At 62.2% G+C, this 16,108-nt stretch carries 16 protein-coding genes and 1 pseudogene; 7 read left to right on the plus strand and 10 right to left on the minus strand.

The features are described 5' to 3' along the window. Positions 1 to 51: 51 nt before the first annotated feature. The 3 genes from KNJ79_RS00590 (at position 52) to KNJ79_RS00600 (ending at position 3,180) form a co-directional block, all read left to right on the plus strand. Positions 52 to 177: a hypothetical protein gene (locus KNJ79_RS00590; protein WP_255351904.1), complete on the plus strand. Its 126-nt coding sequence runs from the start codon at positions 52 to 54 to the stop codon at positions 175 to 177. 109 nt (positions 178 to 286) lie between these two features. Beyond that, the gene (locus KNJ79_RS00595) at positions 287 to 2,644 is read left to right on the plus strand and encodes a heavy metal translocating P-type ATPase (RefSeq protein WP_317152387.1); all 2,358 of its coding nucleotides are present in this window, start codon (positions 287 to 289) and stop codon (positions 2,642 to 2,644) included. 113 nt (positions 2,645 to 2,757) lie between these two features. Then, a complete protein-coding gene (locus KNJ79_RS00600) occupies positions 2,758 to 3,180 on the plus strand; it encodes a hypothetical protein (protein WP_251104431.1) in 423 nt (140 codons plus the stop codon). Positions 3,181 to 3,200: 20 nt separating this feature from the next. Here the strand turns inward: KNJ79_RS00600 and KNJ79_RS00605 are convergent, their stop codons facing one another. Further along, positions 3,201 to 5,132 carry a cytochrome c/FTR1 family iron permease gene (locus tag KNJ79_RS00605; RefSeq protein ID WP_202389008.1) on the minus strand — a complete coding sequence of 644 codons (1,932 nt, stop codon included), beginning with the start codon at positions 5,130 to 5,132 and terminating at the stop codon, positions 3,201 to 3,203. A gap of 91 nt (positions 5,133 to 5,223) precedes the next feature. Continuing rightward, on the minus strand, positions 5,224 to 5,742 hold the full coding sequence (locus tag KNJ79_RS00610) for a cation transporter (RefSeq protein WP_317152388.1): 519 nt from the start codon (positions 5,740 to 5,742) through the stop codon (positions 5,224 to 5,226). A gap of 154 nt (positions 5,743 to 5,896) precedes the next feature. On the opposite strand from KNJ79_RS00610, the gene KNJ79_RS00615 reads away from it, so the two are divergent. Next, a protein-coding gene (locus KNJ79_RS00615) for an IS3 family transposase (RefSeq protein WP_317152389.1) occupies positions 5,897 to 7,260 on the plus strand; the annotation gives its coding sequence in 2 pieces (ribosomal slippage) (positions 5,897 to 6,244 and positions 6,247 to 7,260; 1,362 coding nt in all). A gap of 75 nt (positions 7,261 to 7,335) precedes the next feature. Here KNJ79_RS00615 and KNJ79_RS00620 read toward each other — a convergent pair. From KNJ79_RS00620 to copC, 8 genes and pseudogenes are all read right to left on the minus strand, one after another. Continuing rightward, a pseudogene (locus KNJ79_RS00620) lies at positions 7,336 to 7,641 on the minus strand (type II restriction endonuclease); the annotation flags it as partial. 185 nt (positions 7,642 to 7,826) lie between these two features. Next, entirely contained in the window at positions 7,827 to 8,420 is a 594-nt protein-coding gene (locus KNJ79_RS00625; protein ID WP_317152390.1) for a c-type cytochrome, read from the minus strand. Between the two features lie 264 nt (positions 8,421 to 8,684). Next, positions 8,685 to 9,161, minus strand: a complete 477-nt coding sequence (locus tag KNJ79_RS00630) for a YybH family protein (RefSeq protein WP_037553291.1) — start codon at positions 9,159 to 9,161, stop codon at positions 8,685 to 8,687. 52 nt (positions 9,162 to 9,213) lie between these two features. Beyond that, on the minus strand, positions 9,214 to 11,535 hold the full coding sequence (locus tag KNJ79_RS00635) for a heavy metal translocating P-type ATPase (protein WP_317152391.1): 2,322 nt from the start codon (positions 11,533 to 11,535) through the stop codon (positions 9,214 to 9,216). Between the two features lie 166 nt (positions 11,536 to 11,701). Then, on the minus strand, positions 11,702 to 12,379 hold the full coding sequence (locus tag KNJ79_RS00640) for a class I SAM-dependent methyltransferase (protein ID WP_317152392.1): 678 nt from the start codon (positions 12,377 to 12,379) through the stop codon (positions 11,702 to 11,704). A gap of 137 nt (positions 12,380 to 12,516) precedes the next feature. Next, positions 12,517 to 13,206 carry a helix-turn-helix domain-containing protein gene (locus KNJ79_RS00645; RefSeq protein ID WP_003046411.1) on the minus strand — a complete coding sequence of 230 codons (690 nt, stop codon included), beginning with the start codon at positions 13,204 to 13,206 and terminating at the stop codon, positions 12,517 to 12,519. 32 nt (positions 13,207 to 13,238) lie between these two features. Next, positions 13,239 to 14,207, minus strand: a complete 969-nt coding sequence (copD, locus tag KNJ79_RS00650; protein ID WP_003046408.1) for a copper homeostasis membrane protein CopD — start codon at positions 14,205 to 14,207, stop codon at positions 13,239 to 13,241. A gap of 6 nt (positions 14,208 to 14,213) precedes the next feature. Beyond that, a complete protein-coding gene (copC, locus tag KNJ79_RS00655) occupies positions 14,214 to 14,546 on the minus strand; it encodes a copper homeostasis periplasmic binding protein CopC (protein ID WP_231732871.1) in 333 nt (110 codons plus the stop codon). A gap of 215 nt (positions 14,547 to 14,761) precedes the next feature. Between copC and KNJ79_RS00660 the strand changes: the two genes are divergently transcribed. The 3 genes from KNJ79_RS00660 to KNJ79_RS00670 are packed head-to-tail and all read left to right on the plus strand — an operon-like array spanning position 14,762 to position 16,028. Next, on the plus strand, positions 14,762 to 15,007 hold the full coding sequence (locus KNJ79_RS00660; protein ID WP_137870392.1) for a hypothetical protein: 246 nt from the start codon (positions 14,762 to 14,764) through the stop codon (positions 15,005 to 15,007). Positions 15,008 to 15,009: 2 nt separating this feature from the next. Beyond that, the gene (locus tag KNJ79_RS00665) at positions 15,010 to 15,447 is read left to right on the plus strand and encodes a periplasmic heavy metal sensor (RefSeq protein WP_003046401.1); all 438 of its coding nucleotides are present in this window, start codon (positions 15,010 to 15,012) and stop codon (positions 15,445 to 15,447) included. Beyond that, positions 15,444 to 16,028: an RNA polymerase sigma factor gene (locus KNJ79_RS00670; protein ID WP_003046398.1), complete on the plus strand. Its 585-nt coding sequence runs from the start codon at positions 15,444 to 15,446 to the stop codon at positions 16,026 to 16,028. Before KNJ79_RS00665 ends, KNJ79_RS00670 begins: the two co-directional genes overlap by 4 nt. The last annotated feature ends 80 nt before the right edge of the window (positions 16,029 to 16,108 follow it).

The raw sequence follows: 16,108 nt of genomic DNA on the forward strand, positions 1-16,108 counted from the left end.
GCACTTCAACCCGGATTGTTTAAATCAATATCCGTCAGAAAGGAGCGCGAGATGATGACCGGAAACAGCATGATGGATGCCCCCATGATGATGTGGGCGATGGGCCTCTTCTGGGTCCTGCTCCTGACACTTATGATCCTTGGGATCCTGGCACTGCTCAAATACCTCAGAACGTAGAAGACCATACGGCGGCGCGAAGTGGTCGTGGTCGAGGCCTTGGACGGTTCGGAACAAGTGCAGCCAGAGCATAGTATTTCAATAGGCGCTTTCGAAACGGGAAGAATACATGACTGATAAATCTGTCACAGGCACGCAGACCGCTGTCCCGAACGAAACGGCGGTCGATCCCGTATGCGGAATGAACGTCGCTATGAAGACGGCGAAATATACGCATGAGCATGAGGGAGCCGAACATTACTTCTGCTCCTCGCGCTGTCTCGACAAATTCCGCGCCGATCCCGAACTCTATCTCTCGAAGGCTCACCTCGACGCCGTAGAAGATGTACCTGAAGGCACGATCTATACCTGCCCCATGCATCCCGAAATCAGACAGCCCGGACCGGGGTCCTGTCCCATTTGCGGGATGGCGCTCGAACCGGAGACAGTCAGCCTTGACGACGGGCCGGATCCCGAACTCGTCGACATGAGTCGCAGGTTCTGGTGGAGCGCGCTCTTCACGCTTCCGCTGTTTGCGTATGCCATGGGCGACCTTTTGCCCTCGAGACCATTCCACGGGGTCATCGACCCGGCCTGGGCACAGTGGCTGCAGCTGGTGCTTGCCTCTCCGGTCGTTCTGTGGGGCGGCTGGCCTTTTTTCACGCGTGCGGTGCAGTCGGTCCGCACGATGAATCTCAACATGTTCACCCTGATCGGGTTTGGCGTAGCGATCGCCTATTTTTTCAGCGTGGTGGCGACGCTCGTGCCGGACATCTTTCCCGATGCGTTTCGCGATGATGCGGGCCGCGTCGGCGTCTATTTCGAAGCCGCCGCGGTCATTACCACACTGGTACTGTTGGGCCAGGTGCTGGAGCTCAAGGCGAGGGGGTCTACTTCGAGCGCGCTACGCGCCCTGCTGGAGCTAGCACCTCCAACAGCGATGAAGATTTTCGCCCGCGGCGACGAGCGAGAAGTGCCGCTCGACGAATTGAGTTCGGGCGATCTCCTGCGCGTCCGCCCAGGTGACAAGGTTCCGGTTGATGGCAGCGTCGAGGAAGGCAGCAGCGCCATCGACGAATCGATGATCAGTGGCGAGCCCATCCCGGTCAAGAAAAATGCCGGCGATACGGTAATCGGCGGTACGGTGAACCAGACCGGCAGTTTCACCATGCGCGCGACGCAGGTTGGCGCGGATACGATGCTATCCAAAATTGTCCAGATGGTGGCGGAGGCGCAGCGCAGCCGGGCGCCGATCCAGCGTCTCGCCGATCAGGTTACTGCCTGGTTCGTACCCATCGTTGTTCTGGTGGCCATCGTCAGTTTCGGTGTCTGGGCGGTGTGGGGGCCTGCGCCGGCTCTGGCATACGCATTGATAAACGCGATCGCCGTTCTGATCATCGCCTGTCCCTGCGCCCTCGGACTGGCGACGCCGATGTCGATAATGACCGGCACGGGCAAAGGTGCCCAGCACGGGATCCTTATCAAGAATGCCGAGGCACTCGAAACCCTCGAAAAGATCGATACACTGGTGGTCGACAAGACCGGCACGCTGACGCTCGGGAAACCGGATCTGGTCGATGTGCAACCCCGCTCCGGCTTCACCGACGGCGAATTGCTCAGCCTGGTGGCGGCGGTCGAACGCGGAAGCGAGCACCCGCTCGCGCATGCGATAGTCGAGGGTGCTGAAAACCGCGGAGCAGCCATTCTGGATGCCGCGAATATCGAATCCGTCACCGGCGAAGGCATCCAAGCAAGCGTCGAGGGTCGCAATATCGCGATCGGCAACGAAAAAATGATGAAGCGCATCGGCGCCCTAGAGGAAACCTGGCGGCAGTCTGCGGAAGAAGGTCGACAGCTGGGCCAAACGGTGATGTTCGTGGCAGTGGACGGAGCGCCGGCGGGCCTCATCGCGGTCGCCGACCCGATCAAGGAAACGAGCCACACTGCCATTACCGCGTTGCACGAGCGAGGCATCAAGGTCGTGATGCTGACCGGCGACAGCGAGGCTACCGCCCTCGCGGTTGCCGAACAGGTCGGCATCGATGAGGTCGAGGCGAACGTCTCGCCAGAAGACAAGCATCGCAAGATTGAGGAGTTGAAGAGCGGCGGCAGCCGTGTCGCCATGGCCGGCGATGGGATCAACGACGCCCCTGCGCTCGCCGCTTCGCACGTCGGAATTGCAATGGGATCCGGGACCGATGTCGCCATCGAAAGCGCGGGCGTGACACTGGTCCGCGGTGATCTGCTTGGCGTTGTTCAAGCGCTGGTCCTGTCCCGGGCCACGATGCGCAATATCCGCCAGAACCTGTTCTTCGCCTTCGCTTACAACACGCTCGGGATTCCCGTGGCCGCCGGCGTCCTTTATCCTTGGACTGGCATGCTCCTCAGCCCGATGATCGCAGCCGCGGCAATGAGTTTGTCGTCGGTCTCCGTTATCGGCAATGCGCTGAGGCTTAGAGGCCTATCGCTCCCAAGGTTCGACGCGTGAGGTGTACTGACCGAAAAGACGAACGCACGGATGTCGCCACGCGATCGCATGGAACGAGCGCTAATCCGAGCGGTGAACCATGGCGCGGCGCACATCCATTGGTTTGGATTTCGGTGATCGGGTTTCTGATCGCGTTCGTCTGGGAGATGCTACAATTGCCGTTCTACGAGGCGGGCGGCCTGACGCCCGCGCAGGCCGCATACCGCTGCGGCCTCGCATCGCTCGGCGATGCCGGTATCATGGTCGCGGCCTATCTCGTGGGCTCCATCGGCAACTCGTATTCCCCATGGCTGGTGCGCTGGCCCGCGGGACGGTTTAGTGCATACCTCGCGACAGGTCTTGTCATCACTGCGAGCGTCGAGGTTCTCGCGGTCGGGGCCGACTGGGGCTGGACCTACAGCGATCTCATGCCCCTGCTGCCAGGAACGCATATTGGACTTGTTCCTATGCTCATGTGGGTCATTGTCCCTACTGCGACCCTGTGGCTGGTCCGCAGAATAGGCGTCGGACCGAAGGAGCGTCTCCCGAACAATTAGAGCAAGTTCGAGATGCCCCGCTACTGTGAGCGGTGGTGACGATTACCGTAGCGAAATCCAAGCACCAAAGCGAGGAAGGCTACCAGCTGAGCGGCGAGCGTTTCCACGGTGGGAAAGAACCCGAGATCGGGCAGGCGGGGAAGTCCCGACACCGCGGTCATGGAGATCGTGCCCGCTTCCTGGAACGCGCCCACACCCTTGCCGGCCAGGATGATCGCGAGGACTGCGATCAGTATCGCGCTGTACTTGAAGAATTGCGTGATCGGCAGCTTGCGGCTGTAGCGGAGCATGAACCATGCAAGAGCCGACAGGACGGCGAGAGCCGACACCGCCCCTGCAAGTATCACCGAACTGCTATCAGGGGTCCAGAGGGCGGCATAGAACAGGATCGTCTCGAAGGCTTCGCGATAGACTACGACAAAAGCGAGCCCGAAGAGAAACCATGCTGATCGCCTGGAAAGAGCCTTCCCCATCCTTTGCTGAATATAGCGTCGCCATTCATCTGCCTGGCTCTTGCCGTGCATCCAGATCCCGACGGAAATGAGGATGACCGCCGCCAACAGCGCACCGAATCCTTCGGTGAGCTCGCGGCTCGCTCCGCTAATAGCGACGAAGTAGGTCGCGGCCACCCAGGTGGCGACGCCTGCCAGCAGCGCGGCGATCCAGCCGCCATGAACGTAGGCGATTACTTCGCCGCGATCCGATTTGCGAACGAAGGCGATCATGGCAATCACCACGAGAAGTGCCTCTATCCCCTCGCGCAGCAGGATCGTGAAGGCACCCAGAAAAGTGGAGATGTCGCTGGCTGCTTCGGGCGCGAGAGCGACATCCGCTTGCTCAAGCAGGCTCGCGGCGAAAGCGTGTCGTTCGCGCAATCGCGAGACAGGCACGTTGCGCTCGATATCTGAACGATATTGGCTGAGCGCTTGCTCGATCTGCCGCATGAGATCACCATCGCGCGTCGCGAGAATACCCTCGACCGGTTCGAAGCCGTCAAGATAGGCCGACAGAGCTAGTCGGCGCGCCTCTGCGCGTTCGCCCCGCTCGTAGGCGGCGAGACTTTGCTGCAGGGTCTGCCGCGCAAGATCGAGCGAGCCGTTCTCGCTTCTCTGGCTGACAACTCCGGGATTTGATCGCAGGTATGCCATGACGGCCAATGCCCGGTTCTCTCCGATCGCGTCGGCGAGCTCTGCGGGCGTGATGGCCGCAAGTGTCTCGAGATCGGGTATCAGACGCCGCACCCGGTCATCTTCGCGCCAGATTTTCTCCCCCCGTTCGAGATCCTCGAATGCAATGCCGCCTGCATAGAATGCGAGGGCCCAGCGATCGGCTTCCGAAAGTCCAGCAAAGCTGGGCATCGACGTGCCCTCAAGGCCCTGTGTTATGACCTGATAGAGACCGAAAATGCTGCGCTGGCGCGCTCGGTCGGCATCGGTGAAATCGATCGGAGGAGGCTCGAGCGTCATGCTGGCTGCCGGAGGGGAACGGCCCGATGCACCGTGACACGAGGCGCAGTTCTGGGAAAAGAGTGTCGATGCGCGAGACAAATCGGGCGGGCTTCGGGGAGCCAGCGGAACCGGGTACGCCTCCAACAGCGATCCACCCAAGGCACGGGCCAGCCGGGAAACGCGCTCGACCGAAGCTTTCTTCTCAATCGCCTGACGCAGGTCCACAGACATCGCGATTAGACCGGGTTTGGCCGAAGCATCGGGAAGCGCGGCTACTTGTTCGCCGACGGTCGAAGAAAATTCGACCATTTCGTCATATTCGAAATTGTCAATGACCTGCCCGTTCGACACCGCTGCGGAGTAATCGACAGCGATGTAGTCGAGAAGGCGCCACGTCGTGCGCACCTCTGAGCCCTCCGCGCGCGCCATGCCCGACAGGCTCAGAAGGAGGGCCAGTATGAAGACCTTGAGCACCTTGTGCGGCGATGGAATGGAAACAGGCATCCGAGCCCCCTTAAGGATATGCAACTAACTCGCAATAGCGAATAGGCTACTTCTCATGTCGGACGCAACCGGCGGCTGTACTTCGGACCTTTCATGCTGTCCTGAGCTCGCGCCTCGCCTGGGCGAACACGTCGGCACTCCCCCAGATCGCCAGGCTTGCCAGGATTCCCGCAACAGCAAGATCGGGCCATGCCGCCCCCGTCCCGAAGACACCGACCGCGGCCGCGAGCACCGCGACGTTTCCGATCGCGTCGTTGCGCGAACAGATCCACACCGAGCGCATATTCGCGTCCCCGGTTCGATACCGAAAGAGCATCGCCGCGACCGCGAGATTTACTGCGAGCGCCAGGAAACCGACGATGCCCATCGTGCCGGCATCTGGTGAGGCACCCACAAAAAACCCCCAAAGTGCCGAGCCAAGGACCCAAAGACCAAATCCCAGCATGGTCGCCGCTTTCGCGAGCGCCGCGCGTGCGCGCCATACAATTGCCATTCCGGCAACTCCGAGGCTGATGGCGTAATTGGCTGAATCGCCCAGAAAATCGAGTGCATCGGCCTGCAGCGCGCGCGAATCTGCGGCTATCCCGGCCACGATTTCGATAGCGAACATAATGGCGTTGAGAGCGAGGGCCACCCACAGGACCCGGCGCCATCTCGGATCGTTATGGGCATCGCCGACTGTCCGCCGTCAGCACCAATGGCACAGATTTGAGGTTGTGATTTAAGGAGGATTTGGGCTTCGTCGTAGTGACGAAGGAACGAAGATGAAGCCCAAATCCTCCTTGAAAAAATCGGCGCCGAAGGCCCCTGCTGAGCGGGTGGTGAAGGACATACGGCGTGCGACGCGCCGACACTTCTCTGCAGAGGACAAAATCAGGATCGTGCTGGAAGGCCTGCGCGGCGAGGACAGCATCGCCGAGCTGTGCCGCAAGGAAGGCATCGCCCAGAGCCTGTACTACACCTGGTCGAAGGAGTTCATGGAAGCGGGCAAGCGGCGCTTGGCGGGCGACACCGCCCGTGCCGCGACCACCGGCGAGGTGCACGACCTGCGCCGCGAAACCCGTGCCCTGAAGGAATGCGTGGCCGACCTGACGCTGGAAAACCGTCTGCTCAAAAAAAGCATGATCGCGGATGGGGGCGACGACGAATGAGGTATCCCGCATCTGAGAAACTCGAGATCATCAGGATCGTCGAGCAGTCACATCTGCCAGCCAAGCGCACGCTGGACCAACTCGGCATTGCCCGCCGGACCTTCTATCGGTGGTACGACCGCTACCTCGAAGGAGGGCCGGAGGCGCTGGAGGATCGGCCATCGGCGCCGAGCCGGGTGTGGAATCGCATCGGTGACGACATCCGGGACCAGATCGTCGAGATGGCGCTGGAGACGACCGAGCTATCCCCTCGCGAACTGGCGGTGCGGTTCACCGACGAGAGGCGCTACTTCGTGTCGGAAGCCACGGTTTACCGCCTGCTCAAGGCCCATGACCTGATCACCAGCCCGGCCTATGTCGTGATCAAGGCCGCCGATGCGTTCCACACCAAGACCACCCGCCCGAACGAGATGTGGCAGACCGACTTCACCTACTTCAAGATCATCGGGTGGGGCTGGATGTACCTATCGACCGTACTCGACGACTTCTCGCGCTACGTTATCGCCTGGAAGCTGTGCACCAACATGCGCGCCGAAGACGTGACCGACACCCTGGACCTCGCCCTGGCGACTTCCGGCTGCGACAGCGCCACGGTGCTGCACAAGCCCCGGCTGCTCAGCGACAATGGCCCGAGCTACATCGCGGGCGAGCTGGCCGAATATATCGACGCCAACAAGATGACCCATGTCCGCGGTGCCCCGATGCACCCGCAAACCCAGGGCAAGATCGAGCGCTGGCACCAGACCCTCAAGAACCGCATCCTGCTCGAAAACTACTTCCTGCCCGGTGACCTTGAGGCCCAGATCGAGGCCTTCGTCGAGCACTATAATCACCGCCGATACCATGAAAGCCTCGGCAACGTGACGCCCGCCGACGCCTACTTCGGTAGGGCGCCGGCCATCATGAAACAGCGTGAAAGGATCAAACAACAGACCATAAAATATCGGCGCTTGCATCACCGCATGCTCGCCGCTTAACATCAACCCCCAGACGAGGCCCGCACTCCGCTAATTTACGCCGCGAATTGTGCCAAATGTTCTGACGACAGACACTCGTTGATTGTCGGCGTTCTCGTAGATGTCCGGGATTCGGAGTTTGGGCTTCCACAAGAAAGCATGATCCGCACCTTTGAAAATCTGTCGTTGCTCGGCGATTGAATGAACAATGATCTCCAATGACGAGCCCCGATATGCCGCTCCAAAGGTGCCGGCCTCAATTTCGGCGACGACCTGCGAGATGCCTCTTCTGATCGACCGAAAATTCTTCAGTCGCTCCTCCCACAGGAACCAGCTTTGATAGGTCGAGCCGGAATCGCCGCGCCAGCGCTCGATCAGTTCGCGAACAAGGTCGCGCTTCATGTTTATAGCCCCCGCTTGATCCATTCCGAATTGCTGTTTTCCACCTGCGGCTTGCCGGCCAAGACAGTTCGCTCGATTCGGCCCTTAGCGAAAGGCGAAACCTTCCGTCCCACCGGCAAGGTGGGCGGGAATGGAAGGTCGAAACGAGCCCGTTCACGCCCGGCGCTGCATAATTGTCGACGACCTCAGTGCCCTGCGTGTTCGCCCGCTCCGCTTGGTTTCTGACTCGCGCCTTCCGCCTCTGTCATGCCCTTCATCATCGCGTCATGGTCCATTGGCGCATTCTGCGTAATAGCCTGATATTGTGCCGGCGACAGGCCAGGGAGTTTTCGGACAAACGCGACCATATCCCAGATGAGACGATCATCATGCGTTTTCCCCCAGGCCGGCATGGCGGTCATCTTGATGCCATGCTTGATGATCCAGAATTGCTCCGAAGCCGAACGTTCCGAACCTTTGAACAAGACGGGCGCTTGCGGATACAGCCCTTGACTCATTTCGGTCTTTTCCATCCCGGGCGCGAGATGGCAGCCGCTGCACATCTCGGTATAGAGACCTGCGCCCGACGCGATCCGCGCCGGAGCCGCCAAATCTGCCGGCACCGCGATCGATCCGGATCGCGCTGCGATGGACTTCTCCCTGAATGTTTCGATGACGCTGTAAGTCAGCCGGTTATGGGGGGCATCGGCCGCTATATTATATAGGCCGAGATAGACGGTGATCGCACCCGCGCCCGCTATCAGGGCCACCGCCAGCAGCGTGAACGTCACGCTCGGCATATGCTTTCGGAAATCGAAAGTTCGAAATCGCTCCATTATCTATCTCCCGCATAACAGGCCTTGAGCTTTGCAGCCGAACGCAATGCGGCGGCTGTTCAACAGATGATACGCACCCCAACAGCTTTGCCCTTGTCACAGACGAGGCAGGCGTTTCCGTACTTGCCGCGACGAGCCATTTCAGGGTGCCCACACCCGCTCGGGCTCATGCGTCCTGCTAGGTGTGGGTTCGGAGAGATCGTGAGGACTAGCCCCTTTTTTGCCCGCTCAGCTGCCACCCGCCGGTCGCACCTTCGGCTTGCGTGAGGAGCTGTGGAGATTGAAGATCTGCCACTTTCCGTTGTCCTGTTTGAGGACACTCGTAGCGACGCCATCCCGTTCGATGGTCTCGCCGCTCGCGAGCACAATCGAGAAGCTGTAGGTCTCGGTTGCGATCGCGATATTTCCTTCGCCGCGAACCGAAATCTTGTAATTGCGGAAGGTGAAGGATTTGAATTCCTTGAGTTCGGGACCCAGGTGATGGTCGCGATAGTGGGCGAAATTCCCTTCAACGCCGCCGGATTCGAATATCTGGGCGTCTGGCGAAAAGAGGGCCTCGACGCCGGTCAGGTCCAGTTTCTCCATCGCCGATTTATACTGCGCGAGCGCTGCCGCCGCGCCCTGAAAATCCGCAGGCTCGGTCGCCTGAGCCGGGACGGCCACCAGCATGGCCAATGCGATTGCTGTAATCGTCAGTCGTCTCATATCATTTCCCCTTGTTGTGCCGACACTTCACGAGTGCCTCCCGTGGTTTCGATCAGATTCTGGCAAAGCGCAGCCGCAAAGAATTGGCAATGACGCTGACGGACGAGAGTGCCATTGCAGCGGCGGCAATGACCGGCGAGAGCAATAGTCCGAAAATCGGATAGAGCACGCCCGCAGCGACGGGAATCCCGGCGACATTATAGGCGAAAGCGAAGAAGAGATTCTGACGGATGTTCGCCATCGTCGCATGGCTGAGATGCCGCGCCCGCACGATGCCCAGAAGGTCGCCGCGCAGTAGCGTCACACCCGCGCTTTCGATGGCGACATCGGTTCCCGAGCCCATCGCGATGCCGACGTCGGCGGCGGCGAGCGCGGGGGCGTCGTTGACCCCGTCGCCGGCCATGGCGACGATCCGGCCCTCTTCGCGCAGCCGCTGCACGACCGCGCTCTTCTGGTCGGGGAGGACATCGGCCTCGACGTCGTCGATGCCGAGGCGCCGCGCGATCGCCTCGGCGGTGACGCGATTGTCGCCGGTGAGCATGATGACCTTGATTCCGGCTTCGCGCAGCGCAGCGAGCGCGTCGCCCGTCGTTTCCTTGACGGGGTCGGCGATGGCGATAACGCCGGCCGCCTTACCGTTGACCGCGATGTAGATCGCCGTTGCACCGTCTGTACGAAGCCGGTCAGCCGCCTCGGCGAGTGCGTCCAGATCGACGTCATATTCTTCGAGAAAGTTCGAATTGCCGAGGACGATCGCCTTGTCGTCGACAACCCCGACGATGCCCTTGCCGACCGGCTGGTCGACTCCCGATGGCTCGACGAGCGCGAGGCCGCGGTCTTCCGCCGCTTTGACGATTGCGGCGGCCAATGGATGTTCGCTGCTGCGCTCGAGGCTCGCGGCAATCCGGAGGAGGTCGTTTTCCTCGAACCCTTCGGCGACTTCGATGGCGACGACCGAGGGTCTGCCTTCGGTCAGCGTCCCCGTCTTGTCGACGACGAGCGTGTCGACCTTCTCCATCCGCTCAAGCGCCTCGGCATTTTTGATCAGCACGCCGGCTTCGGCGCCGCGCCCCACGCCGACCATGATCGACATTGGCGTCGCGAGGCCGAGCGCGCAGGGACAGGCGATGATGAGCACCGAGACGGCGGCGATAAGGCCATAGGCCATGGCGGGCGCGGGGCCCAGAAGCGACCAGACAACGAAAGCGACAATGGCGACGACGATGACGCCGGGCACGAACCAGCCCGAAACGGTATCGGCGAGACGCTGGATCGGCGCCCGGCTGCGCTGCGCGTCGGCGACCATCTGTACGATCCGCGCGAGCATCGTGTCGCGCCCGACCTTCTCGCTGCGCATGAGCAGGCCGCCCGTTTGGTTGATCGTTCCGCCGATCAGCGCCGCCCCGGCCGCCTTGGTCACCGGCATCGATTCGCCCGTGACCATCGATTCGTCGACCGTGCCGCGGCCTTCTACGACGATGCCATCGACGGGGACTTTTTCGCCCGGACGGATGCGTAGCATGTCACCGACCGCGACGTCCTCGAGCGCGACCTCCTCGTCGCTTCCATCGCTGCGGACGCGCCGGGCGAGCTTCGGTGTGAGGTCAAGGAGCGCGCGGATCGCGCCGCTCGTCGTTTCGCGGGCCCTGAGTTCGAGCACCTGCCCGAGTAGCACCAGCACCGTGATGACCGCCGCCGCCTCGAAATAGACCGCGACCGAGCCATCGGCGGCGCGGAAAGCCGCCGGGAAGATTTGCGGGAGAATCGCCGCGATCATGCTGTAGCCCCAGGCAACGCCCGTCCCCATCGCAATGAGGGTGAACATGTTGAGGCTCTTGTTGCGGATCGAGAGCCAGGCGCGCTCGAAGAAGGGCCAGCCCGCCCATAGAACGACGGGGGTCGCGAGCAGCATCTGGATCCAGTTGTTCGTCTGGCGGCCGACATATTGGTGGAGGCCCGTCAGATGGCCGCCCATTTCGAGCGCAACCACCGGGAGGGCGAGAAGGAGCCCGGTCCAGAAGCGCCGCCGCATATCGCGATATTCTTCGCTGGGGCCGCCCGATGCTGTCGGCATGACGGGCTCGAGTGCCATGCCGCAGATCGGGCAGCTTCCAGGGCCGGGGCGCTGGATCTCGGGATGCATCGGGCAGGTCCAGATGGCGCCTTCGGGTGCATCGGCTGCGGCTGGCTCGCTTTTTGCGGCATAAAGATCGGGATCGGCCTCGAATTTGGCGAGGCAGCCCGCGCTGCAAAAATGATGATGGTTGCCGCCGTGCGTCGCCTTGTGCGGCGTGGTGGCCGGATCGACCGTCATGCCGCAGACCGGATCGGTCGTGCTTCCGCTGCCTTTTTCTGCGCCCTGATGATCGTGCATCGCCGCCGCTCCCGTATGTGTCGGATGCCCGCCTCGCGGCGGAGCGGTCCAAACGCCACCGGTCGAGTTCGCCGCTGGCGTCGTTCCTGGTGGTTCCAGAATGGAGCCGCTTCTATCGATACGCAAGAAAGGCGATTGTCCCTTGGATTTTCTTTGCCCTGTGCCGTCAGGTCCCGGGCTTTCGGGCCTCGATGATCGCGATCGCACCGGTTGGCGTGCGGAACGTCTCAAGTTCGCGAACATCGCAAAAGCCTGCCTCTCTCATCAGAACCGGGAGCAATCCATCGGCGTTGGGTTGGGTGTCCTGGACGCCGTCGAGCTGCTGGATCGTCAGGCGGAACAGCAACCGCATGAGGCGGCTGCGCTGTTCTCCATAGTCGGCGACATAGAGTTTGCCGCCCGGCGCGAGCACCTGCCGGGCCTCGCGTAGCAGACGTGCCTTTTCCTCAAGCCCGACCTGATGAAGGACGAGGCAGATCGCAATCTTGGCAGGCGGGGGCCAGTCATCGATCGCCGAAGCCGCGAAAAAGCCAACTCGAAACTCCGGCGGTGGAACAATCTGCGCGGTCTTCGTTCGGGCAATTCGCGTCGCTGCCTCGTCGGGGTCGAAACCAAGATAGCGGACGTCCCGGCTATGGCGAGCGATCGCCAGCGCAAGATTTCCCGTACCCGAGCCGATATCGAGAATGACGTCACCCTCGCCGAGCGCCATATGGCGAACGAGACGGTCGCGCCACACGCGCTCGCGCGTTGTCACCGCGACGCCGAAATCATAAAAGGGCGTCAGGAAGTGATATCCTGCCGCTGGCGTGTAGGATCTTGCTACGGGTTTCGGGTCGGGCATGGCCGTCTCCTTTCGACGCTTTGGCTTGCCGCCGGATTGCGGCCGCAATCGCCGGTCTCGACGAGACGCTTAAGGGCAAACAGGCGCGGCAGTCTTGAATGTTTCGCCGGGGCGACGCGGTGCGAGGCGCATCCGGCTCAGGGCACGATTTCGAACGCGAAGGCACTAAGGCCGGCCGAAGGCGTCACGCCTAGCCATTGAGCGCAGCGGCGCGTGAAGTGCGACTGATCGGCGAAGCCTCCCGCCGCCGCGGCGTCGGCAAGACCTCCGCCGCCGACCAGCGTCCGCACGGCGCGTTGAAGCTGGAGCCATTGCAGCAATTTGGCCGGAGGCACGCCGAAGTCGCGGCTGACGATTTCGCGGAGGCGCGAGGGCGAAAGGCAGGCGACGTCGGCCAAGGCGCGCGCGGTCGACAAATCGTCAGGGGCCGCGAGCACTTCGGACAGGCGGGCATCCACCGGACGCGCCTGCGAGCGGTCGAGATAGTCGGACGCCCAGCGCTTCGCGTCCGCGCCGCTTGCGATGTCACCTAGTCCGGCTGTCTCTATCGGCGTCAACAGGACAGGCGCCGATCCGGCGGACAGCCGGGTGCCGGCACGAAAAAGCGGGTCGAGATAAAATGACCGCACGAGGGCGCCCGGCGGCCCGAGGCGGTGCCGGACATGCGACGCTATCGCAATGGCGTGTCCGGCGGGAACTATCAGGTCGGCATCACCGGAAATTTCGAGGTCGCGTTCGATGGCGAGGCTGATCTGGTGCGCCACATGGTTATGGGGACGGCTGCTCCCGATGCGCGCGTCAATGAGCGCCCAGCCGGTCCCGAGCATGATCGAACCCGACCAAGAGGCGGTGCTTGGGGTCAAACCGGATCGGCGGTGACGAAGGGTTCGAGCGTACCGAACCAGGCAACCAGCGCGAGTATGGCGAGCGCGGCCGACGCTTCGATGATGAGGCTTCTGCGCATGGCTGCAATCGCGAGGTCGGGGTCGGCGTCGACATTGTCGGTATCGGTCCCCGGGACGGCGGCCGCGAGCGCCGGGGTCAGCCGCCAGCGGTTCGCCGCCGCGAGCGCCAGCATCAGTCCGAACAGCGCAAGCTTGGCGAGAAGCAATTGTCCATAGGGCGAGCCGAGGGAACGGCCGAGATTCTCGGCGCCGACGATCATCTGGCTGTTGACGAGGCCGGTGGCGGCGATGACGAGGACGCAGATCGTACCGACGCGCGAGAATTGATCGAGGCTCCGCGCCGCAATTTGGAGTCCGCCCGGCCATTCGCGGACACGACGTGGTGAGATCAGGATCAGGAAGGCGCCGATCGCGCCGATCCAGACCGCCGCTGCAATCAGGTGCAAGATGTCGCTGATCCGGTGCACGGTGCCTGCGGCGCCTTCGGTCGCGCCGGCGTGGCCGGACCAGACCAGACTCGCGACGGCCACCGAGCCCGCGGCCGCGAGTACGGCGGCCGAAGTTGTCGGCCAGCGGACCATCCAGATCGCGACTCCCAGCGCGAGCAGCAGCGCTGCGCTCCGGTAGACCCAGGCTGTGCCGACCTCGGTCTCGCGAACAAGGTCCCAAAAAGGCTGGAGTTCCAGGGAGAGGAGCCCCACACCCTGCATCGAAGCCGCGAGCACGCCCATCCCCAAGATGGAGAGAAGCAGTCCGGCGGCGCAGAGCCATCGCTCTGCGCGCCAGATCGAGGCCATCATCGACTGCGGCGCAAGGCGTTCGCTCCGTGTCAGCGCAAAAAGCGGGAACGCAGCAAGGCCGGCGATGAGCATCAGGTCCGCATAAAGTGCGAACCTGATGCCGATCAGAACGGGGTCCCCCACCGTCTTTTACTTTACGGTGAAGCTGAATTCGCTGCCCATGCGGTGGGTATCAGCGCCCGCCGCCGACCATGTGACCTTGTAGGTTCCGGCTGTCAGCGGCCGCTTGAGCATCAGCATCGCCGACTTGCCCTCTTTGCCCATCATCGACGAGTAAGGCACCTTCATCGGGGCATGATTGGCCATGCCGGGCATGCCGGTCATGACCAGCTCGGTCTTGAGGGTCGAGGCGACGATCTTTTCGTTGAACTGAAGATTGACCGACGTGACCTTCGAAACGGTCGAATTGGCGGCGGGCGTCGAGCTGACGAGCTTGGTGTGCGCGCTTGCCGTGGCCGGCATGAGAAGCAGAGCGAAAGCCGCCGCTGCAGAGGGGAGAAGAGACTTGAACATGAACACCTCCAAATGCGTGTCTGTCCTGCTAATACGCAGGATATCGGCATGGCCCTCAAATATTCCGGAATAATATTCTGGTGTGAGGGGTGAGGCGCTTCGGCGCGTATGTACAATGATGGAAAGGTTTGAAGAGACGATCGATGGATAAGGAGCTTCGCATTTTGAACAGGATCGATCTGCCCGCAGCGCTCGATGCGCTCGATGATCGCATCATGGGCGCATTGGCGATCCGCCGGCGCGAAGCGGTAGCGATGCGCCGCCTGATGGCGCTCGCGGCCTTTGTCTCGCTCGGCGGCGGTGTCTTTGCGGGGAGTGCGATTTCCCAGCCGGCGGTCGCGGCAAGCCCCCTGACCCCATTCGGCCCGCCTAGCGCATTGGTGCCTTCCACCTTGCTGGATGTACAGTAGCGATGCCGTCGCGCCGTCTTCTTCTCTTGGGGCTCATTGCCTTCGCCGCGGCGATTGCCGGCGTGTTCATCGGCCGTCTGGTAGCCGATGCGCCCAAAGCCAGCGAAACCGAACTTCATGCGCTTCTCCACGGCCAACTCGACCTGACCCCGGAGCAGGAAAAGAAACTCGAGCGGATCGAAGCCGACTTCGCCGGTCGCCGCCAGGCGCTCGAACTCGAGATGCGCGCCGCCAATGTCCGGCTCGCGCAGGCGATCGAAGCCGAGCATGGCTATGGACCGCGCGTCACCGAGGCGATCGACGAGACGCATGAGGTGATGGGGACATTGCAGAAGGAAACGCTCCAGCATCTCTTCGCGATGCGCGGGGTTCTCAACCCCGATCAAGCGGAAATGTTCGACAAAAGCGTGGTCAAGGCGCTGACCGCCGATGCGCGGTGAGCGCCGACCTATCGCAATGTAGCGACCAGGATCTGGCGGCCTTTGCGCGCGCGCACCGCGAAGACGCCTATCGCGAGTTGCTGCGCCGTTACAAAACGGGCGTCTACCGGCTCATCGTAAAGCAGATCGGCGATGCCGACGAGGCGATGGATTTGACGCAGGAGACGTTCGTCTCCGGCTTTTCGGCGCTCGATCGCTATGATGGCGAACGCCCCTTCCGCACATGGATCGCCCGTATCGCGCTCAACAAATGTCGCGACTGGGCACGACGGCGAAAGGTGCGCGCCTTTTTCTCCCGCGCGCTCCCGCTCGAAAATGCGCATCACGTAGCAAGCGATGGTCCTGGGCCCGATTCCGCGGCGACCGACAGGCGAGAGCTCGCCAGGGTTCGCGGGGCGATCGATCAGCTGCCGCAGAATTTGCGCGAAGTGTTGCTCCTCCGCGGTGTCGACGAGGTCAGCCAGGCCGAAACAGCGGTCATTTTGCGGGTCAGCGAGAAAACAGTCGAAACGCGCCTCTATCGAGCGCGGACCAGGCTCCGGGAATTGCTCGCGGGAACATCTGCGAGCGCCGAGGGTTGAGGGTTCGACCGCTCGTTCAGGCGGCATCTCCTCATCGTCCGGCATTTTTATTGAGGGGCAGGCGTGCCGCCTGCGTATAG

Source organism: Sphingopyxis indica (assembly GCF_032879645.1).
GTDB classification, from domain to species: domain Bacteria; phylum Pseudomonadota; class Alphaproteobacteria; order Sphingomonadales; family Sphingomonadaceae; genus Sphingopyxis; species Sphingopyxis indica.